The sequence below is a fragment of the Amycolatopsis xylanica genome (assembly GCF_900107045.1).
Lineage (GTDB): Bacteria > Actinomycetota > Actinomycetes > Mycobacteriales > Pseudonocardiaceae > Amycolatopsis > Amycolatopsis xylanica.
The window spans coordinates 514,304-533,860 of sequence record NZ_FNON01000003.1 but is presented as its reverse complement, the minus strand read 5'-3'; the positions used below and the strand labels follow the sequence as shown (position 1 = coordinate 533,860).

19 protein-coding genes and 1 tRNA gene are annotated in these 19,557 nt (G+C 68.8%); 12 read left to right on the top strand and 8 right to left on the bottom strand.

The annotated features are described in order from the left end of the window. Positions 1-8: 8 nt before the first annotated feature. Entirely contained in the window at positions 9-1,445 is a 1,437-nt protein-coding gene (locus BLV57_RS16160; protein WP_245757344.1) for an alpha/beta hydrolase family protein, read from the bottom strand. A gap of 209 nt (positions 1,446-1,654) precedes the next feature. On the opposite strand from BLV57_RS16160, the gene BLV57_RS16155 reads away from it, so the two are divergent. Continuing rightward, on the top strand, positions 1,655-2,725 hold the full coding sequence (locus tag BLV57_RS16155; protein WP_091289562.1) for a sensor histidine kinase: 1,071 nt from the start codon (positions 1,655-1,657) through the stop codon (positions 2,723-2,725). Next, positions 2,722-3,384: a response regulator transcription factor gene (locus BLV57_RS16150; RefSeq protein WP_091289561.1), complete on the top strand. Its 663-nt coding sequence runs from the start codon at positions 2,722-2,724 to the stop codon at positions 3,382-3,384. Before BLV57_RS16155 ends, BLV57_RS16150 begins: the two co-directional genes overlap by 4 nt. A 5-nt stretch (positions 3,385-3,389) precedes the next feature. Here the strand turns inward: BLV57_RS16150 and BLV57_RS16145 are convergent, their stop codons facing one another. The 3 genes from BLV57_RS16145 to BLV57_RS16135 all read right to left on the bottom strand — a co-directional run bounded on the left by BLV57_RS16145 (position 3,390) and on the right by BLV57_RS16135 (position 4,994). Continuing rightward, positions 3,390-3,773, bottom strand: a complete 384-nt coding sequence (locus BLV57_RS16145; protein ID WP_143047070.1) for a hypothetical protein — start codon at positions 3,771-3,773, stop codon at positions 3,390-3,392. A gap of 233 nt (positions 3,774-4,006) precedes the next feature. Then, a tRNA-Arg gene (locus BLV57_RS16140) sits at positions 4,007-4,079 on the bottom strand. Positions 4,080-4,166: 87 nt separating this feature from the next. Beyond that, complete coding sequence (locus BLV57_RS16135) at positions 4,167-4,994, bottom strand: SDR family NAD(P)-dependent oxidoreductase (protein WP_091289559.1); 828 nt, start codon at positions 4,992-4,994, stop codon at positions 4,167-4,169. A 97-nt stretch (positions 4,995-5,091) separates the two neighbouring features. On the opposite strand from BLV57_RS16135, the gene BLV57_RS16130 reads away from it, so the two are divergent. The 3 genes from BLV57_RS16130 to BLV57_RS16120 all read left to right on the top strand — a co-directional run bounded on the left by BLV57_RS16130 (position 5,092) and on the right by BLV57_RS16120 (position 7,153). Next, on the top strand, positions 5,092-5,502 hold the full coding sequence (locus BLV57_RS16130; RefSeq protein ID WP_091289558.1) for a MarR family winged helix-turn-helix transcriptional regulator: 411 nt from the start codon (positions 5,092-5,094) through the stop codon (positions 5,500-5,502). Positions 5,503-5,510: 8 nt separating this feature from the next. Then, positions 5,511-6,068: a GNAT family N-acetyltransferase gene (locus BLV57_RS16125; RefSeq protein ID WP_091289557.1), complete on the top strand. Its 558-nt coding sequence runs from the start codon at positions 5,511-5,513 to the stop codon at positions 6,066-6,068. 161 nt (positions 6,069-6,229) lie between these two features. Continuing rightward, a complete protein-coding gene (locus tag BLV57_RS16120; protein ID WP_091289556.1) occupies positions 6,230-7,153 on the top strand; it encodes a cation diffusion facilitator family transporter in 924 nt (307 codons plus the stop codon). Between the two features lie 107 nt (positions 7,154-7,260). On the opposite strand, the gene BLV57_RS16115 is transcribed toward BLV57_RS16120, so the two are convergent. The 3 genes from BLV57_RS16115 to BLV57_RS16105 form a co-directional block, all read right to left on the bottom strand. Further along, positions 7,261-7,953 (bottom strand): DUF305 domain-containing protein, encoded by a 693-nt coding sequence (locus BLV57_RS16115; protein WP_425426006.1) that lies wholly within the window; start codon positions 7,951-7,953, stop codon positions 7,261-7,263. Between the two features lie 5 nt (positions 7,954-7,958). Continuing rightward, positions 7,959-8,807, bottom strand: coding sequence for a thioredoxin-like domain-containing protein (locus BLV57_RS16110; RefSeq protein ID WP_091289554.1), 849 nt, complete (start codon positions 8,805-8,807; stop codon positions 7,959-7,961). Positions 8,808-8,890: 83 nt separating this feature from the next. Further along, positions 8,891-9,523, bottom strand: a complete 633-nt coding sequence (locus tag BLV57_RS16105) for a thioredoxin-like domain-containing protein (RefSeq protein WP_245757390.1) — start codon at positions 9,521-9,523, stop codon at positions 8,891-8,893. Between the two features lie 63 nt (positions 9,524-9,586). On the opposite strand from BLV57_RS16105, the gene argS reads away from it, so the two are divergent. From argS to rho, 6 genes are all read left to right on the top strand, one after another. Further along, entirely contained in the window at positions 9,587-11,248 is a 1,662-nt protein-coding gene (gene argS / locus BLV57_RS16100) for an arginine--tRNA ligase (protein ID WP_091289552.1), read from the top strand. Between the two features lie 6 nt (positions 11,249-11,254). Further along, a complete protein-coding gene (gene lysA, locus BLV57_RS16095; protein WP_091289551.1) occupies positions 11,255-12,688 on the top strand; it encodes a diaminopimelate decarboxylase in 1,434 nt (477 codons plus the stop codon). A gap of 3 nt (positions 12,689-12,691) precedes the next feature. Beyond that, positions 12,692-14,005 carry a homoserine dehydrogenase gene (locus BLV57_RS16090; protein ID WP_091289550.1) on the top strand — a complete coding sequence of 438 codons (1,314 nt, stop codon included), beginning with the start codon at positions 12,692-12,694 and terminating at the stop codon, positions 14,003-14,005. Then, positions 14,002-15,063 (top strand): threonine synthase, encoded by a 1,062-nt coding sequence (gene thrC / locus BLV57_RS16085; RefSeq protein ID WP_091289549.1) that lies wholly within the window; start codon positions 14,002-14,004, stop codon positions 15,061-15,063. The genes BLV57_RS16090 and thrC overlap by 4 nt, the downstream gene beginning before the upstream one ends. A gap of 100 nt (positions 15,064-15,163) precedes the next feature. Continuing rightward, positions 15,164-16,042, top strand: coding sequence for a homoserine kinase (gene thrB, locus BLV57_RS16080; RefSeq protein ID WP_091289548.1), 879 nt, complete (start codon positions 15,164-15,166; stop codon positions 16,040-16,042). Between the two features lie 320 nt (positions 16,043-16,362). Next, a complete protein-coding gene (gene rho / locus BLV57_RS16075; protein WP_091289547.1) occupies positions 16,363-18,354 on the top strand; it encodes a transcription termination factor Rho in 1,992 nt (663 codons plus the stop codon). Between the two features lie 137 nt (positions 18,355-18,491). Here the strand turns inward: rho and BLV57_RS16070 are convergent, their stop codons facing one another. Further along, positions 18,492-19,043 carry a CHAP domain-containing protein gene (locus BLV57_RS16070; RefSeq protein ID WP_091289546.1) on the bottom strand — a complete coding sequence of 184 codons (552 nt, stop codon included), beginning with the start codon at positions 19,041-19,043 and terminating at the stop codon, positions 18,492-18,494. A 229-nt stretch (positions 19,044-19,272) separates the two neighbouring features. Between BLV57_RS16070 and rpmE the strand changes: the two genes are divergently transcribed. After that, positions 19,273-19,503, top strand: a complete 231-nt coding sequence (gene rpmE / locus BLV57_RS16065) for a 50S ribosomal protein L31 (protein ID WP_091289545.1) — start codon at positions 19,273-19,275, stop codon at positions 19,501-19,503. Positions 19,504-19,557 lie beyond the last annotated feature (54 nt).

Genomic DNA, 19,557 nt, shown 5'->3' with positions numbered 1-19,557 from the left:
CGAGCTGGTCAGCGGCCGTTCCCATGGCGAAACACGCTGAGCTCGCCATAGCTCGACAGAGCGCTGGTCAAGTCGCTGGATCCGTTGCGTAGTAAGGAATCCAGGAAAGCGAGCGTGGTGGCGGCGACGACACGCGGGCTCTCGGCGCGCCCCAGTGAGCCGACGATCGAGGGCACCGGCGGCAGATACAAGGGGCCGTCCATGAAGGTGAGGTGCGCGGCGCCGGGGATGGTGAGCCGGTAGTTCGTCGCCGTGCCGCGAGTGAGCACCTCGGTGAGCTGAGGCAGGTAGCGCGGATCGGTGTCCGGGGTGATGGCCTGGGTGAGCGCGAGCGTCGGCTGGTCGAGGGCAGGCGACAGGGGACCGCGAGGGTAGCCGTCCAGATCGATGACGGCGTCGAACCGCTTGTCCTGCCTGGCGGCCTGCAACGCGGCCGCGCCACCCATGGAGTGACCGGTCACGGCGACCCGGCCGGTGTCCAGACGCCCGGTCAGCGCGTCGCCGCCTCGGTCGAGGCCCTCCAGCCTGGTCAGCACGAAGCCGAGGTCGGCGGCGCGGATCGCCGTCCAGTCGTCGCCCAGCCTGTCGTCGGTGTCCCGGTCGCCGCTGGAGACGGTCGCGGTGGTGATCGTCCGGCCGTCGGCGAGCACGACCGCGGCTGAGTCGTACGGGTGGTCGAGCGCGGCAACCACGTAGCCGTGGCTGGCGATTTCCTCCGCCCACGCGGTGTTTTGGGTGCGCACGCCGCTGGACCCCGGCGAGAACAGCACCATCGGGAAGCGTCCTCCCGACTCGGCCACTGGTGCGTCGGGAGTCGCGTGGGTACGGGCGAGCGGGACACCGTCGAACAGGAAACCCGGCAGGCCGACGCCCGCGGCGAGTGCCGAGGAGACGGTGTGTGCTTCGTCCTCCGTGCGTCCGAGGTACTGGGCATGGGGTGCGTCCGCCGGGCCGGGCCGTGCGGGGTACCAGAGCTGGGCCACGACCGTGCGCCGGTCTCCGGGATCGGGGGTGAAGGTCTCGGGCCGGTCCGGGTCGGTCCACTGCAGCACGCGGGTGCCGACCGCGAGGCCGCCGGTGAGCTCGGGGAAGACGGGGACGGGAAACGCCCACGCGGTCACGGGGCCCATGGTGATCAGGCCGACGCAGGCCACCGATCCCGGCAACGCAAGCCACCAGCGGGCCCGCCGCGCACGGCTTCGCACCAGCGGGAAGAGGGCGAACGGCGCCGCGACGACGGCGCCCGCCAGCACCGGCAGCATCTGCCAGCGGATCCCTGTCACGCCGAGCGTGATCGCGGACAGCAGGAACACGGCTCCTGCCGCGATGGTGACGTGTGGGCGGGCGGCGGCGGGAAGCCAGCGCGCCACCACCAGCACGACGGCGCTGAGCGACGTCAGGACTTCCAGCGTGGACAGGTTCAGTCCCGTGATGATCTCGGTCACCTGGCCATGTTCGGCGCCGGACCCGTGCGGCCACATCGCTCCCCGGTCGCGATCCCCAAGCCGTCTCCAGTGGTAATCGAACACCCGGGACTAGCGGCCGGATTACGACCGCGGGAGGTACCGGGACTCATCCTGTGGTCGCAATCCGGCTCGCCGTGATCAGACGGCGGACTCATGTGTGAGGCGGGCAGGCGACTTATGATCACCCTGTGACGACGGAGCGGCTGTGGGACTCGCTGCTCCCCGCGCTTCTCCTGCTCCACGTCCTGATCACGTGGCCGCCCGCGGAGCTGCCGGTGGCCGCAGCCCTCACCGCCGCACTCGCGCTGCCACTGGTGTGGCGGCGCCGTGCCCCGCTCACGGTGTTCGCCGTTGTGACGGCCGCGGCCTTCGTCCAGTGGCTGGTGAACGTGCAGCTGCCCGCGGCCATCGCGCTGCTGGTGGCCCTCTACACGGTGGCCGCGAACTCGGGCAGGCGCGTGACCCTGGTCGCCGGCGCCATTGTGGAGCTCGGGGCCGTCCTGGCTTGCCTGCGCTGGACCACGGACGGTGCCTTCCTGACCCTGTTCGCCGCGCTCACCGCGATGGTCGTCGCCGCGGCCGTACTCGGCATGAACGTCCGGACCACGCGCGCCTGCTTCGCCGCCCAGCGGGAACGGGCCATAGCCGAGGAAAGGGCCCGGATCACCAGGGAGATGCACGACATCGTCACCCACAACCTGTCCGTCATGGTCGCGCTCACCGACGCCGCCGTCTCCGCGCAGCACCGGTCGCCTGGCAAGGCCACCACCGCGATGCTCCAGGTCTCCGAAACGGGCAGGCAGGCGCTGACCGACATGCGGCGTTCGCTCGGCGTCCTGCGCACCGACGAACCGGACGCGGCACGCCACCCGCTGCCCGGAATCGCGCAGCTCGAGGCCCTCACCGGCCAGATGCGCGCCGCCGGGCTGCCGACCGGCCTCGACATCGACGGCGGCCACGCGCACATACCCGCGATCGCGCAACTGACCGTCTACCGCCTGGTGCAGGAAGCCCTGACCAACACCCTCAAGCACGCGCCCGTCGGCACCCGGGCGCACGTCCGGATCGAGTGCACGGCCGAGACCGTCACCGTGGACATCACTGACACCGGCCCAGCTCCCCGCGCCACTGCCGCAGGCCACGGCATCACCGGCATGCGTGAGCGTTCAGCCGTCTACGGCGGGAAATTGCGCGCCGGACCACTGCCCGGTGGCGGCTGGGGCGTGCACACCCGCCTGGTGTTCGGTGATCCGGCATGACGATCCGCGTGCTCATCGCCGACGACGAGGCGCTGCTGCGCATGGCGTTCAGCATGGTCCTGGAGGCCCAACCGGACCTGGCGACGGTCGGCGAGGCCGAAAACGGCGCCGACGCCATCCGTCTCGCCACCGACCTGCGCCCCGATGTCGTCCTCATGGACGTTCGCATGCCGGGAACCGACGGCATCGAGGCGACCCGGGAGATCATCCGGACCTGCCCGCGGACCAGAGTGCTCATCCTCACCACCTTCGACCTGGACGAGTACGCCTTCGCCGGGCTGAAAGCCGGAGCCTCGGGCTTCCTGCTGAAGAACACCAGGCCCGAGGAGCTGCTCACCGCGATCCGCACCGTGGCCGCGGGCAACGCGGTGGTCTCCCCGCGCATCACCCGACGCCTGCTGGAGCGATTCCGCCCGCACCTCCCCGACGCCGTCACCACCGCCCGCGATGAGCGGCTGAGCAGGCTCAGCGCCCGCGAGCGCGAGGTGCTCGTCCAGGTGGGTTCTGGCCTGTCCAACGCCGAGATCGCCGCCACCCTGCATCTCGCGGAGGCGACCGTGAAGTCCCACCTGGGCAGGATCCTGCACAAGCTCGAACTCCGCGACCGGATCCAGGCCGTGATCTTCGCCTACGAAAGCCGCCTCATCCGTCCGGCATGACCCGGTCAGGAAAAGCGCTGCACGCGGTAGGCGTTCTTGTCCAATGTGGGCGAAAACGTCGCGCAGCTCGGCTGGTTGAACAGGCCGGAGACGATGTTCCACCCGGCGGGCGGCTGGTACTGGGTCGTCGCGCACATGGTGAGCTGCGAGCCGACCGGCACACTGGAGCCCTGGACGAGCACGAAGGTGTTGAGCGTGATCGAGCTGCCGCACGCCCCGCTGTAGAAGTGGCCGGTGTCGATCCAGCCCGCCGGGATGGGCAGCCAGCCGCACTGGTTGATCTGCGTCTGGGTAACGCTCTGTGTGGCGGCCTGCGCGGGCGCGGTGGCCAGCGCCAGCCCGGCGACCGCACTGGCCATGGCCAGACCCGCTCTGCTGACACGTGACATGAGAATTCCCCTCTCGATGGACCCGATCGACCCGTGATCGAGCGCACCTCCAAGATTATCGGCGACCCCATTTTTCGGTACCACCTAAGGGAAATCTCCGAAATCTCCAGCCGTTCGGCGAGGGCACTTCGGCCGCTCGCTGCCGGTATTTCCGCCGTGGCGGACCGGCGGGGAGAAATCAAAAAGGCCGGTACTCGCACCTTGAAGATGCTTTCGAGTACCGGCCGTTGCTGTGCCCTCGGCAGGATTCGAACCTGCGACACCTGCCTCCGGAGGGCAGTGCTCTATCCCCTGAGCTACGAGGGCGCGGTCGCCGTGCGACATATCGCCGTGCGACTTGGAAGAAGCCTAGCCTATGCCCCGTTCGGGGTGCACGGCGGTTTCCCTAAGGCGTCACGCCACCCATCCGCCGGTGAGCTTCTGCACGGCCGAACCGTCCTGATCAGCGAGTTTGAGGCCGGTGAAGCCCTCGGCCCACTGCGAGGTCTGGATGCGGAACGCGGGCGACTCGTCGGTCATGGCCTTGAGGATCACCTCGGCGACCTCGTCCGGGGTCTGGGCGGCTGAGAAGGACTGCATGGTGCGCGAGACGTAGTTGCGGAACTGGTCGCCGTACGGGCCGGCGGCCGCGATGGCGGTTTCCAGGTCCAGGCCGACGTTGTTCACGAACTCCGTGGCGACGGCGCCCGGCTCGATCACGCTGACCTTGACGCCGTGGCTCTCGGCGAGCGGGGCGAGGCTTTCCATCATGCCTTCGACGGCGAACTTCGCGGCGCAGTAGGCCTCGTTGAACGGCTGGCCGACGATGCCGCCGACGCTGGTGACCGTGATCAGCCTGCCGCCGGTGGCGCGCAGCGCGGGCATGACGAGCTTGGTCAGCTGGACGACGCCGAAGAAGTTGACCTCCATCGTCTTGCGGAAGTTCTCGACGCTGTCCTGCTCGACCGTGCCGACGTGGCCCGCGCCCGCGTTGTTGACCAGCACGTCGATGCGGCCGTGGTCGGCGAGGACGGCCGCGACCACCGCTGACGGGTCCTCGGTGACGTCGAGGGCGCGGATGTCGAGCTCGACGCCCGCTTCGGCCGCCGCGGCGCGGAGCTTTCCGGCGCGGGAGAGGTCGCGCATGGTGGCGACCGTGCGGTAACCGGCCTTCGCGGCCTGGACGGCGGCGGCGAGGCCGATGCCCGAAGAGGTGCCGGTGATCAGTGCGACGCGGGTCATGAAAAGTCCTTCATGTCGATGATGGTTCATGGAGTGAACGAAATGACTATAACCATGGATGGTTCATGTAGTCAACTAGTGGCCTACACTCGGTGTCATGACGGAGGACAAGGTCACCGGTGAGGTGATCGCGCTGCTGGCGCGCATCGTGGAGCGGTTCACCAAGGACTACGAGTCCGCCGCCGGTGCGCAGGACCTCACGACCGTGCAGGCCAAGGTGCTCGCCGCGCTCGCTGAGCCGATGCCAATGCACCGCATCGCCGAAAAACTCGGTTCCGAACGGTCGAACGTGACCGGCATCATTGACCGGCTGGAAGCGCGCGGGCTGGTCGAGCGGCACGCGGACACGCGGGACCGCCGCATCAAGAACATCGTCGCCACCGAGACGGGCCGTGAGCTCGCCGGGAACTTCCGGCGGTCGCTGAGTTTCGCCGCGGAGCCGCTGGCCGCGCTGACGCCCGGCGACCGCGTGAAGCTGCGCGACTTGCTGGAGCGCATGGTCGATTAGGGGGACGGGTGCACATTTTCCTGGAGACGGAACGGCTTGTGCTGCGTCGCTTCACCTCCGGTGACGTCGACAACCTGGTCGGACTCGACGGCGACCCGGAGGTCATGCGCTACCTCACCGGGGGCAAGCCGACGTCGCTCGAAGAAATCCGAGATGACTATCTGCCCGCCTTTTTGAGCTACTACGACCGCTTCGACGGCTACGGCTTCTGGGCCGCGATCGAGAAGGCGACCGGGGAATTCCTCGGCTGGTTTCACTTCCGGCCACAGCCTTCCGACGCGCCGGACGACGTCGAGCTCGGCTACCGGCTGCGCAAGTCCGCCTGGGGCAAGGGTTATGGCAGTGAAGGCTCGCGTGCCCTCATCGACAAGGGGTTCACCGAGTTCGGCGTGCGCCGCGTCTACGCGCAGACCATGGCGATCAACGCCGGTTCGCGGCGCGTGATGGAGAAATGCGGGCTCCGATTCGTGAAGAACTTTCATCTCGACTGGCCTGACCCGATTCCGGGCACGGAACACGGCGAAGTCGAGTATGCGATCACCCGCGAGGAGTGGGCGGCCCGCTGATTACTTCCCGCAGTCCGAGAAGGCTCGGTTGGGGGATAACGGGGTCCGCGTCTTCCACGTTACCTTTCCGATGAGGGGGAGAACTTAGGCTCACCTGTATTGCACATATGCGCATGCGACTATATATTCGGTCTGGCGAGGTGAGCACAGGAAGGCGTGGAATGGGACACGGGCACGGTCATGGCCAGGCGATCGCGGCGGGGGAGAGCGCGTCCGGCCGCCACCTGAGGGCGTTGACGATCTCGCTGCTGGTGGGCGCCACCTTCATGGTCCTCGAGTTCGTGGTGGGCTTCGCGACCTCGTCGCTGGCGCTGATCTCGGACGCCGCGCACATGTTCACCGACGTGCTCGGCGTCGGCATGGCGCTCGCCGCGATCATGGTCGCGCGCCGCTCCAAGGCCACGTTCAGCCGCACGTTCGGCCTCTACCGCGCCGAGGTGCTGGCCGCGCTCGGCAACGCGATCCTGCTGTTCGGCGTCGCCGGCTACGTGCTGTTCGAGGCCATCGGCCGGATCAGCGACCCGCCCGAGGTGCCCGGCCTGCCGGTGCTGCTCGCGGCCACGGCCGGTCTCATCGCCAATCTGGTCTCGTTCGCGCTGCTGCGCTCGGGCGCCGAGGAGAGCATCAACGTCCGCGGTGCGTACCTCGAGGTGCTGGCCGACCTGATCGGCTCGGTCGGCGTGCTGATCAGCGGCGCGCTGACGCTGCTCACCGGCTGGCGCTACGCGGACCCGATCATCGGTGTCGCGATCGGCCTGTTCGTGCTGCCGCGCACGTACGCGCTCGCCAGGCGCGCGCTGCGGATCCTGTTCCAGCACGCGCCCCAGGGCGTCGACGTCGGCGAGATCAGCGCCGAGCTGGCCGCGCTGCCGGGTGTCGACGACGTCCACGACCTGCACGTCTGGACGTTGACGTCGGGCATGGAGGTCGCGTCGGCGCACCTGACGGTGAGCACGGAGGCCGAGCAGTCGACGGTCCTCACGGCCGCGCAGAACCTGCTGTCTTCGCGCTACTCGATCGAGCACGCGACCCTGCAAGTCGAGGCCCCCCAATGCGCCAAGCGCTGCGAGCAGCTCCCCTGGTAGACCGCCAAAAAAATCCCAATGTGGCATTGGTCAGCTTCCACGCCGCCAATGTGGCTTTCGTCAGACCAAAGCTGACGAAAGCCACATTGGGATTTTTTTGACCGGGGTTAGGAGGCGGGGAGGGGCTGGGCGCCCTTGGCCGCCAGCATCTGGGTCATCAGGGTCATTTCGGCGCCCTGGGCCTTGAGGATGCTCGACGTCAGGAGCTGGACCGCGTTGTTCTTCGAGTGGTCCTTCGCGTACTGGGCCATCGACGTGCCGCCCTGGTGATGCCGGAGCATCAGCTGCAGGAAGTAGACGTCCATCTCCTGGCCCTTCAACGACCGCAGCCGAGCCAGCTCCGCCGACGTCGCCATGCCCGGCATCACCGCGTCACCGGCCGTGACCGGGGCGCCGTGCTGGTGCCCGGCCATCGGCTCGGTCATCCAGGTCATGTACGCGCCGGTCGCCTGCTCCGGCTTGTCCCAGAGCATCAGCCAGCCCTTCATGCGGCCGACCTGCTCGGTCTGCGAGGTCTCGATGTCGAACGCGAGCTGCTTGACCGCGCCGTCCGTCGAGTTGTCGCGGGCCCAGTTGGCCATGGTGACCGCCTGCAGGTGGTGCACCGACATGTCCTGCGCGAAGCCGACCTCGATCGACCCGGCGTCCGGCGTCGAGTCGGCAGGGCCGCCGAGCACGTTGGACAGGAACACACCGATGCTGACGCCGACCAGCAGCACCGCGAGCAGGGCGCCGCCGATGATCACCACCCGGGACCACGCGGGCCGCTCGGGTGATGACTCCTCGGTGTGCTCCTCCAGCGAGGTCACTGACCAGCCGGAGCGGACGAGGACGTGGCGGGCGGCGCGGCAGGCGAGGACGGCGGCTGGCCGTTCTCACCCTGGGCGCCCTGCGAGCCCGCGTAGTCCATCGGCTTGGCGTCGGGGCCGGGCTTCGACGGGTCGAACGGCGGCGGGTTGTCGATGTCGAACTGCGGGTTGTCGCAGGTCGCGCCGACCTCGGGGTAGGTGTTCGGGTTGCTGCGCAGCGCGGCGACGAACTGGTCGATGCGCGCGTCGTCGGTCTTGTCGAGCTTCAGCTGGTGACCCCACGACTGCAGCGAGATCGGCTTGTCGAGGCCGGGGTACGGCGAAAGCATGGTGAACGGCTTGCCCTGGACGCGGACCTCGAGCGCCTTGAGCGCGTCGCCGGAGACCTGGTCGGGGTTGTACGCGATCCAGACCGCGCCGTGCTCGAGCCCGTGGACCATGTTCTCGGTGCGCACGGCCTTCGGGTAGACGACGCCGGTGCACGCGGCCCACGACTGGTCGTGCGGGCCACCGAAGGCGGGCGTCTGGTCGTACGCGACGCGCTCGGTCGGCAGCACGTGCACGGTGCCCTTGTAGTCCTTCTTGATGACGCCCTCGATCTTGGCGGAGGGGTCGGGGTTGTCCTTGGTCGGCGCGAACGCCGCCGCGGCCTCCTCGCGTGCCTTCTGGTCACGCTTGGGCGCGGACTGCACGAGGTAGTAGCCGAGCACCGCGCCTGCCAGCGCGATCACGCCGACGACCGCGATGATCGTGCCCCACGGCACGCCCTTCTTGGACACGACGGAACTGCGGGTCGCCTTAACAACCTTCTTAGGCGTGTTCTTCTTAGTTGCCCCGTTAGCCATGGCTCCCGCGTTCTCTTCAGGTCAGTGTCTGCCGCAGGCCAGTTTAGGCACGGCCTGCGAGGTGCCTGTGAAGAAGCCCCATATCACTTCGGCGGTACGGCATCCGCTCCCGGTGGCGCCGGGTCGAACGGCGGCGGGTTGTCGATGTCGAACTGGGGGCTGTCACAAGGGGCTCCCACCTCGAAATACGTGTTCGGGTTCGTCCGCAGCGCGACGATGAACTGCCCGATGCGCGGGTCGTCCACCGTGTCGACCTTGAGCTGGTGCTCCCACGACTGCAGCGAGACCGGCTTGTCGAGACCGGGGTACGGCGAAAGCAGCATGTACGGCTTGCCGTCGACGCGGGCCTTCAGCTGGTCGAGCGCGCCGCCCGAGACCTGGTCGGGGTTGTAGGCGATCCAGACCGCGCCGTGCTCCAGCGCGTGCACCATGTGCTCGGTGCGCACGGCCTTGGCGTAGACGGCGCCGTTGCACGCCGCCCAGACGGGGTCGTGCTTGCCGCCGAAGGGCGGGAGGTGGTCGTAGGCGACCCGCTGCCCCGGCAGCACGTGCACGCCCTCGGCCTTCTCCGTCACCACACCGGGTATCCGCTTGGACGGATCCCTGTCCGCCGCGCTCGGCACGAAGTCCGCGGCCGGATCCGGCTGCGCCTTGCCCGCGATCGCGGTCGAACACCCGGTCACCAGCAACGTCGCGCCGATGATGATCGGAATCACGCGCACCCGGTCCGCCTCCACCCTTGTCTTGGCCGGTCAACCCACACCCATAGAATTCCGCAGGTGACTCCCGCAGCTCTCGCCGACCTGGTCCGCAGTTCCGCCGTGCAGGTTCTCGCCGCACGAGGCATCGATGACGCCATCCTGCCCGAGCAGGTGACGATCGAGCGCCCGCGCAACCCCGAGCACGGAGACTACGCGACCAACCTGGCGATGCAGGTGGGCAAGAAGGCCGGGATGAACCCGCGTGAGTTCGCCGTCGAGCTGGCCGCGGTGCTGGCGGGCGCCGACGGCATCGACGCGGCCGACGTCGCGGGCCCCGGCTTCCTGAACCTCCGCCTCGCCGCGGACGCCCAGGGCGAGGTCATCAGCCAGGTCCTCTCCGCCGGTGACGGCTACGGCCTCGGCGACGCGCTGGCGGGCACCAAGATCAACCTCGAGTTCGTCTCGGCGAACCCGACCGGCCCGATCCACCTCGGCGGCACCCGCTGGGCCGCCGTCGGCGACGCGCTCGGCCGCATGCTGAGCGCGCAGGGCGCCGCGGTGACCCGCGAGTACTACTTCAACGACCACGGCGCGCAGATCGACCGGTTCGCCCGCTCGCTCATCGCCGCCGCCAAGGGCGAGCCCGCTCCCGAGGACGGCTACGCGGGCGGCTACATCTCCGACATCGCCGCCGAGGTCATCCGCCAGGAGCCGAGCGCGCTCTCGCTGCCCGAGGCCGAGTGCCAGGAGACGTTCCGCCGGATCGGCATCGACCTGATGTTCGCCGAGATCAAGCAGAGCCTGCACGACTTCGGCACCGATTTCGACGTCTACTTCCACGAGAACTCCCTGCACGAGAACGGCGAGGTCGCCAGGCTCGTCGCGGAGCTCAAGGACAACGGCAAGCTCTACGAAGAAGACGGCGCCTGGTGGCTGCGCTCGTCCGACTACGGCGACGACAAGGACCGCGTCGTCATCAAGGGCGACGGCAATCCGGCCTACATCGCCGGTGACATCGCCTATTTCCACGACAAGCGCAGCCGCGGCTTCGACCTGTGCATCTACATGCTCGGCGCCGACCACCACGGCTACATCGCGCGTCTCAAGGCCGCCGCTGCCGCGTTCGGCGACGACCCGGCCGTCGTCGAGGTGCTCATCGGCCAGATGGTGAACCTCGTCAGCGAGGGCAAGCCGGTCCGGATGAGCAAGCGTGCGGGCACCGTCATCACCATGGAAGACCTGGTCGGGGCCGTCGGTGTGGACGCCGCGCGGTACGAGCTGATCCGCTACTCGGTCGATTCCGCCTTGGACGTCGACCTCGACCTGCTTCGCAAGCACTCCAACGACAATCCGGTCTACTACGTGCAGTACGCGCACGCCCGGCTCTCGTCGCTGCAGCGCAACGCGGCCGACCTCGGCCTCAAACTCGACCCCAACGCCGACTTGGGCTTGCTCACGCACCAGCGCGAAGGTGAGCTGATTCGCACCATCGGAGAATTCCCGAAGATCCTCAGGAAAGCCGCCGAGCTGCGTGAACCGCACCGGGTCGCGCGCTATCTGGAAGAGCTGGCCGGAGCCTTCCACAGGGTCTTCGCGGTCAGGGAACTGAAGATCTTGCCGCAGGGCGACGACGAGGCGACCCCTCAGAACCACGCCCGGCTCGTGCTGTGCGAAGCCACCCGACAGGTGCTCGCCAACGGTCTTTCCCTGCTCGGTGTCTCTGCCCCGGAACGGATGTAACAAGAAATGGCCCACCCCGCAGGCCCGCGTCACGCCGACGTCTACCCGCACGCCGACGCGTCCGGGTTCCCGCCGACCAGTGCCGCCGAACTCGACCACCTGTACCCGAAAGTCTGGCCCCGCAACACGTATCGCGCGCCGGACGGTGTCGTCCGGATCGCCGGCGTCGACGTCCGCGAGCTCGCCGAGACCTACGGCACGCCGCTGTTCGTCGTCGACGAGGCCGACTTCAAGTCGCGCTGCGCCGAGTACGCCGAGGCCTTCGACGACCCGTCGCTCGTGCACTACGCGTCCAAGGCGTTCCTGTCGGTGGAGATCGCCCGCTGGGTCGCCGCGCAGGGCCTGAGCCTCGACGTCTGCAGCGGCGGCGAGCTGTCGGTCGCGCAGCGCGCGGAGTTCCCGCCGGAGCGGATCACGTTGCACGGCAACAACAAGTCGATCGAAGAGCTGGAAATGGCGGTCGACGCCGGCGTCGGCACCATCGTGCTCGACTCGTACTACGAGATCGCGCGGCTGGCCGAGGTCGCCGCCAAGCGCGAGGTCGTCCAGCCGGTGCTCATTCGCGTGACGGTCGGCGTCGAGGCGCACACCCACGAGTTCATCGCGACCGCGCACGAGGACCAGAAGTTCGGCTTCTCGCTGGCTTCCGGTGACGCGGCCGAGGCCGTGCGCCGCACGCTCAACGCGCCCTCGCTCAAGCTCATCGGCCTGCACAGCCACATCGGCTCGCAGATCTTCGACGCCGACGGCTTCGAGGTGGCCGCGCGCCGCGTAGTCGGCCTGCTCGCCGAGCTCGCCAAGGAACACGGCGACGCGCTGCTCGAGCAGATGTCCATTGTGGACCTCGGTGGTGGTTTCGGTATCGCCTACACCGAAAAGGACAATCCGCCGCCGCCCGCGCAGATGATCACCCAGATCCGGGAGATCGTCCGCAAGGAATGCTCGTACGCCGGACTTCCGGTGCCCAAGATCGCGGGCGAGCCCGGCCGCGCCATCGCCGGTCCCGGCACGATCACGCTCTACGAGGTCGGCACCACCAAGGACGTCACGCTCGGCGACCACAAGGCGCGCCGGTACGTCAGCGTCGACGGCGGCATGAGCGACAACATCCGCACGTCGCTCTACGACGCCGTCTACGACTGCCGCCTCGTCTCGCGCTCGAGCGACGACGGCGGCACGACGCCCGCCACCGCCGCGCTTTCCCGGGTCGTGGGAAAACACTGTGAATCCGGCGACATCGTCGTACGAGACTGCTGGCTGCCCGACACGCTGGCTCCCGGCGACCTGCTGGCGGTCGCGGCGACCGGCGCGTACTGCTACTCGATGGCGAGCAACTACAACCGGCAGCCGCGCCCAGCCGTGGTCGCCGTCCGCAATGGCAGCGCCCGGCTGCTGCTGCGGCGTGAGACCACAGACGACATGCTGCGCCTGGAGGTGTAGGTCTTGTCCACAAAGGACCCCAAGGACACGGTCAGAGTCGCACTGCTCGGCTGCGGGACGGTCGGCGGTGAGGTCGCCCGCCTGCTCACCGAGCAGGCCGGTGAGCTGGCCGCGCGCGCGGGCGCGCGCCTGGAGATCGCCGGTATCGCCGTGCGGCGCCCCGACAAGCACCCCGAGCTGCCGCAGGAGCTGCTCACCGCCGACGTCACCGGGCTCGTCACGCGTGACGACGTCGACGTGGTCGTCGAGCTGGTCGGCGGCATCGAGCCGGTGCGCGGCTGGCTGCTCGACGCGCTCAAAGCCGGGAAATCCGTTGTCACGGCGAACAAAGCGCTGCTCGCGGACCACTCGGCCGAGCTGTTCGAAGCCGCCGACGCGTCCGGTGTGGACCTGTACTTCGAGGCCGCCGTCGCCGGTGCGATCCCGTTGCTGCGGCCGCTGCGCGAGTCGCTCGCCGGTGACCGCATCACCCGGGTGATGGGCATCGTCAACGGCACCACCAACTTCATCCTCTCGGCGATGGACGCGACGGGCGCCGGGTACGCCGAGACGCTCGACGAGGCCAGCAGGCTCGGGTACGCCGAGGCGGACCCGACCGCGGACGTAGACGGCTACGACGCCGCCTCGAAGGCCGCGATCCTCGCGTCCCTCGCGTTCCACACCCGGGTCACCGCCGCGGACGTGCACCGCGAGGGCATCGCGGACGTCACCGCGTCGGACATCGCGGCGGCACGGTCGCTCGGCCGGACGGTCAAGCTGCTCTGCATCTGCGAGCGCGTCACCGACGAAGACGGCGTCGAGTCGGTCGCGGTGCGCGTGCACCCGGTGATGATCCCGTTGTCGCATCAGCTTTCCGGCGTGAACGGCGCGTTCAACGCGGTGTACGTCGAAGCCGACGCGGCCGGTGAGCTGATGTTCTACGGCCAAGGCGCAGGCGGCGCACCGACCGCGAGCGCGGTGCTCGGCGATCTCGTTGCCGTGGCAAGGAATCTGGTGCTCGGCGGGCGTGGCCCGCGCGAGTCGGCGCACGCCGCGCTGCCGGTGCGCCCGATGGGCCAGACGCCGACGCGGTATCACCTGAGCCTCTACGTCGCCGACGTGGCTGGTGTGCTCGCGCAGGTGGCGCAGGTGTTCGCCGACCACGGCGTCAGCATCGCCGCGGTGCGGCAGAGCGATTCCAAGGGGTCGGCCAGCCTGGTCGTGATCACCCACCTGGCGACGGACGCGGCCCTCAAGTCCACTGTGGACCAGATCGCCAAACTCGATGTGGTGCACGAGGTTGTCAGCGTGATGCGGGTGGAAGGCGAAGACCAGTGACGACGCAAGCTTGGCCCGGCATCATCGAGGCCTACCCCGGACGGATCCCGATCCCCGACGGCGCGAAGGTCGTCACGCTGGGGGAGGGCAACACGCCGCTGCTGCCCGCGCCGCACCTGTCCGAGCTGACCGGCTGCTCGGTGTACTTGAAGGTCGAGGGCGCGAACCCGACGGGCTCGTTCAAGGACCGCGGGATGACCGTGGCGATCACGCACGCGCTGGCGAGCGGCCTGCAGGCGGTCATCTGCGCGTCCACCGGCAACACGTCGGCCTCGGCGGCCGCGTACGCCGCGCGTGCCGGGCTGACCTGCGCCGTCCTGGTCCCGCAGGGCAAGATCGCGATGGGCAAACTAGCCCAGGCGGTCTTGCACGGCGCCAGGATCCTCCAGGTCGACGGCAACTTCGACGACTGCCTGGAGCTCGCGCGCAAGACCGCCGCCGACTACCCTGTCACCCTCGTCAACTCGGTCAACCCGGTGCGCATCGCGGGCCAGAAGACCGCCGCGTTCGAGATCTGCGACGTGCTCGGCGAAGCGCCGGAGTTCCACTGCCTGCCCGTCGGCAACGCGGGCAATATCACGGCTTACTGGGCCGGGTACCGCGAATACGCGAATGACGGTGTGGTGAAGAACACGCCGCGGATGTTCGGTTTCCAGGCGGCGGGCGCGGCGCCGCTCGTACTTGGTGAACCGGTGACCGAACCCGACACGATCGCGACCGCGATCCGCATCGGCAGCCCGGCCTCCTGGACCGCCGCGGTCAAGGCGCGCGACGAGTCCGACGGCCTCTTCGACGCCGTCACCGACGAGAAGATCCTTGAGGCGTACCGGTTGCTGGCACGCAAGGAGGGCGTCTTCGTCGAGCCAGCCTCGGCCACCAGCGTCGCAGGCCTGCTGCGCACGGCCGCCGACGGCCGCATCCCGGCGGGCTCCACGGTGGTCTGCACGGTCACCGGCCACGGCCTCAAGGACCCCGCCACCGCCTTGGAGGGCAACGTCGAGGTCGAACCCCTCGCCGTCGACCCCGGAGCCGTCGCCGCCGCCCTGGACCTGCGATGACCCCCCGTTTTTTGCCCGAAAGTGGCTTTCGTCAGGTCTTATCTGACGAAAGCCACTTTCGGGGTATCACATCTGACGAAAGCCACTTTGGGGCAACGTCATGAGCTTCCGGGTGACCGTCCCGGCCTCGAGCGCCAACCTGGGACCGGGGTTCGACGCGTTCGGGCTCGCGCTGGGCCTGTACGACGTCGTCGACGTCGAGGTCACCGAGCAGGGGCTCGACATCGACGTGATCGACGCGGGCGCCGGCGGTGTCGAGGATGTGCCGCGCGACGAATCGCACCTGGTCGTGCGCGCGATCAGGCGAACCTGTGAGCACCTCGGGGTGAAAACCCCCGGCCTGCGCCTGGTGTGCCGCAACGCGATCCCGCACGCCCGCGGCCTCGGCTCGTCGGCCGCCGCGGTCGTCACCGGCATCGCCGCCGCGTACGCGATCGCCGAAGTTCCACTAAACGACGACGCGCTTCAACTCGCGGCGGAATTCGAAGGTCACGCTGACAATGTCGCCGCCAGCCTGTATGGCGGTCTCGTGCTCGCGTGGACGGAAGGTAAACGTTTCCACGCCGAGAGGTTGACGGCGCACCCGTCGATCAGGCCGCTGCTGGCGGTGCCGGCCGTCCGCTCGTCCACCGAGGCCACGCGTGGCCTGCTACCTGGGCATGTGCCGCACGTGGACGCCGCTTTCAACGTCGGGCGCGCCGCGCTGGCGGTGCTCGCGCTCACCGAGCGGACGGACCTGCTGCTGCCCGGCTCGGAGGACCGCCTGCACCAGGATTACCGGTCCTCGGCCTACCCGGAGAGCGCCCGTCTGGTCCGTGAGCTGCGGGCTTCCGGGGTCGCCGCGTCGATCTCCGGCGCGGGCCCGACCGTGCTGGCGCTCACACTCGAGGGAATAATGCCCCGTACGGTCGGTGTTGAAGGTTTCGACGTCACCGAGCTACCGGTGGACACGCGCGGTGTGCAGGTTGCGGCTCAGTAACCCCGCACGCCACGCGGGGGGTGGTTGTTGCACCTGGACCGGGGGCGGTCTACCCTCGGGGGCGTTCGATCACCGTGCGTTTCCGCACCCGGGTTCGATTCCGTGTTGCTCCTGGGGTCGGTGACGAATCTCGCGTGCTCCATTTGGAGCACGTAAACCCCCGTGCTGGTGGCGCTTTCGCCGCGACGCGCACGTCTAGGCTGCGATCGCCTGCATCGGGTCCCTGTTCGTTGGGGAAATATGAATGTCGTTTCGCAATCACAGAGCGAACGGCAGTCCGCTGATCCACTGGAGGCGTGGATCGGTCAGGAAGGACATGTGTGAGCAACACCGATCTTTTGAGCGGCGACGTGGAAACAGCGGCTGCCAATGGCAGCGCGGCACCGAAGCGCCGCACCGGGGGACTTTCCGGCATGGTCATCGCCGAGCTGCGTCAGCTCGCCGGTGAGCTGGGCCTGAGCGAAACCACGGGCATGCGCAAGGGAGACCTGATCGCTGCCATCCGTGAGCGCCAGGGCAAGTCGAAGCGCCGCGGCAGCACCGAGGCCGAAACGCTGCCCCTGGAGGGGATCGACGCGGGCAAGACCGCCGCGAAGGCCCCGAAGGCGGCCGCCGTGGCGAAGGCCGAGAAGCCGGTCGAGAAGGCCGAGAAGCCCGCCAAGCAGCCGGTCGCCGAGGCTCCGGCCCCGGTTCAGGAGCCCGCTCCCCAGCAGGAGAGCGCACCGCAGGCCGATGGCCAGCAGCAGGCCCCGGAGGAAGGCGGCCGCAGCCGTCGCCGCCGCGGCTCCAACCGCGCGCAGGGCAGCACTGACGGCGGCCAGCAGCAGCGTGACCAGCAGCAGCGCGGTGGCGAGCAGCAGGGCTCCGGCTCGGGCGAGCAGCAGCAGCGCCGTAACGACCGCAACGAGCGGAACGACCGCAACGACCGTGGCGACCGGAACGACCGCCAGGGCAACCGCGACGGCCGCAACCGCGACCAGCAGGACAACCGCGGCGGCAACCGCAACCAGAACCAGGCCGAGCGCGGCCAGCAGGGCGGCAACCGCCCCGGTGACGACGACGAGGACGGTGGCGACCGCAGGGGCCGCCGCTTCCGCGACCGCCGTCGCCGCGGCGCGGGCGGCGGCCGGGTCGAGGGCGGCTCGCCCGACACCGAGATCCGCGAGGACGACGTCCTGCTGCCCGTCGCGGGCATCCTGGACGTGCTGGACAACTACGCGTTCGTCCGCACCTCGGGCTACCTGGCCGGGCCGAACGACGTCTACGTCTCGCTGTCGCTGGTCCGCAAGTACGGCCTGCGCCGCGGCGACGCCATCACCGGCGTCGTCCGCCAGCCGCGTGACGGCGAGCAGCAGCGGCAGAAGTTCAACCCGCTGGTGCGCGTCGACTCGATCAACGGCCTGGAGTCGTCCGAGGCGAAGAACCGCCCCGACTTCACCAAGCTGACCCCGCTGTACCCGAACGAGCGCCTGCGCCTCGAGACCGAGTCGCACAAGCTCACCACCCGCGTCATCGACCTGGTGATGCCGGTCGGCAAGGGACAGCGCGCGCTGATCGTGTCGCCGCCGAAGGCCGGTAAGACCACGATCATGCAGGACATCGCGAACGCCATCGCGACGAACAACCCCGAGTGCCACCTGATGGTCGTCCTGGTCGACGAGCGTCCGGAAGAGGTCACCGACATGCAGCGGTCGGTGAAGGGCGAGGTCATCGCCTCCACCTTCGACCGCCCGCCGTCAGACCACACCTCGGTCGCCGAGCTGTCCATCGAGCGGGCCAAGCGCCTGGTCGAGATGGGCCTCGACGTGGTCGTCCTGCTCGACTCGATCACCCGCCTCGGCCGCGCCTACAACCTGGCGGCCCCGGCGTCCGGCCGGATTCTGTCCGGTGGTGTCGACTCGACCGCGCTCTTCCCGCCGAAGCGGTTCCTCGGCGCGGCGCGCAACATCGAGAACGGTGGCTCGCTCACGATCTTCGCCACCGCGATGGTCGAGACCGGCTCCACCGGTGACACGGTCATCTTCGAGGAGTTCAAGGGCACCGGTAACGCGGAGCTCAAGCTCGACCGCAAGATCGCCGAGCGGCGCGTGTTCCCCGCGGTGGACGTCAACCCGTCCGGCACCCGCAAGGAAGACCTGCTGCTCTCGCCGGACGAGCTGGCCGTCACCCACAAGCTGCACCGGGTGCTGCACGCGCTCGACTCGCAGCAGGCCATCGACCTGCTGATCTCGCGGCTGCGCAAGACCAAGACGAACATCGAGTTCCTCATGCAGGTCTCGAAGACCGCTCTCGGTTCGAACGACGAAGACTGAGTTTCAGTACTTCTGGAAAACGCCCCGCCCGGAAATCTCCGGGCGGGGCGTTTTTCGGACCTGGCCGAAACCCCGAAAGTGGCTTTCGTCAGGTCTCATCTGACGAAAGCCACTTTCGGGGTTTCACGGGCGCCGGGTCACTGGTGGGGGCGAGCCGCCGGGGTCCAGCCCCGGTAGTTGTTGAAGTAGTTCACGCTCGACGCGTGGCCGATCTTGCCGCCGATGCTGGTGGCGTAGATGCCGCCGTTGCCGTCGGCGATGCCCACGTGGCCGTACGCGCTGATGTTCCAGTACACGAACGAGCCCGCAGGCGGGGTGCCGGTGGTGTGCTTCGGGCTGGCGCCGTTCCAGTGCGCGTTCGCGGAGGCCCAGACGCCGGTGGTGCCGTAGGCGTTCTCGGCGGCCTTCTCGCAGAGGCCCTGCCAGGCGGTGCTGCCCAGGTGGTTCTTGTACCACTGGATCGCACCCGCGGGGGTGCCGTCGCCAGCGCCCTGGACGGTGAACTCGGCGTCGGTGCTGAAGGTGCCCGCGGCCGGGTTGATGTCGGCGGCGGTGATCTCGGCGCCCTGGGGCGCGGCCTGGGTGGTGGCGCCCGCGATCGGGGCGATGGCGAGTGCCGAGACGGCGAGCGCGGCCACCGTGGCGGGCTTGACGATGCGGGAAAGCAGGGTCTGAGTGGTGAGGGCCACGTCAACCGCCTTCTTCCTGTGCGTTGTCGGTGATTTTCGAACAACGCCAGGTTCTCGGCGGGGAGTACAAAAACCGTACATGCGGGCCGCCCGGAGGTTGTACGGAATACCGGCGGGGTGGCCCGCGTTCCAGTCGTGGCCAGCGCGTCTGGCAGAATGACCCGCTGAAGTCCGGCTCCGGTTCACCCCGTGGAAAGTGGGGACCCGGCGGCCAACGAGAGAGGACACCATGAAGAGCGGTATTCACCCCGAGTACGTGGTCACCAATGTGACCTGTGGCTGCGGCTACACCTTCTCCACCCGTAGCACCAAGACGTCGGGCGAAATCCACGTCGAGGTCTGCTCGAACTGCCACCCGTTCTACACCGGCAAGCAGAAGATTCTGGACACCGGTGGCCGGGTCGCGCGCTTCGAGGCTCGCTACGGCAAGCGGACGAAGAAGGCCGACGAAGCCAAGTAGCTTGCTCGACGGCGCCTACCCACTCCTGGGTAGGCGCCGTTTTGCTTGTGTCGG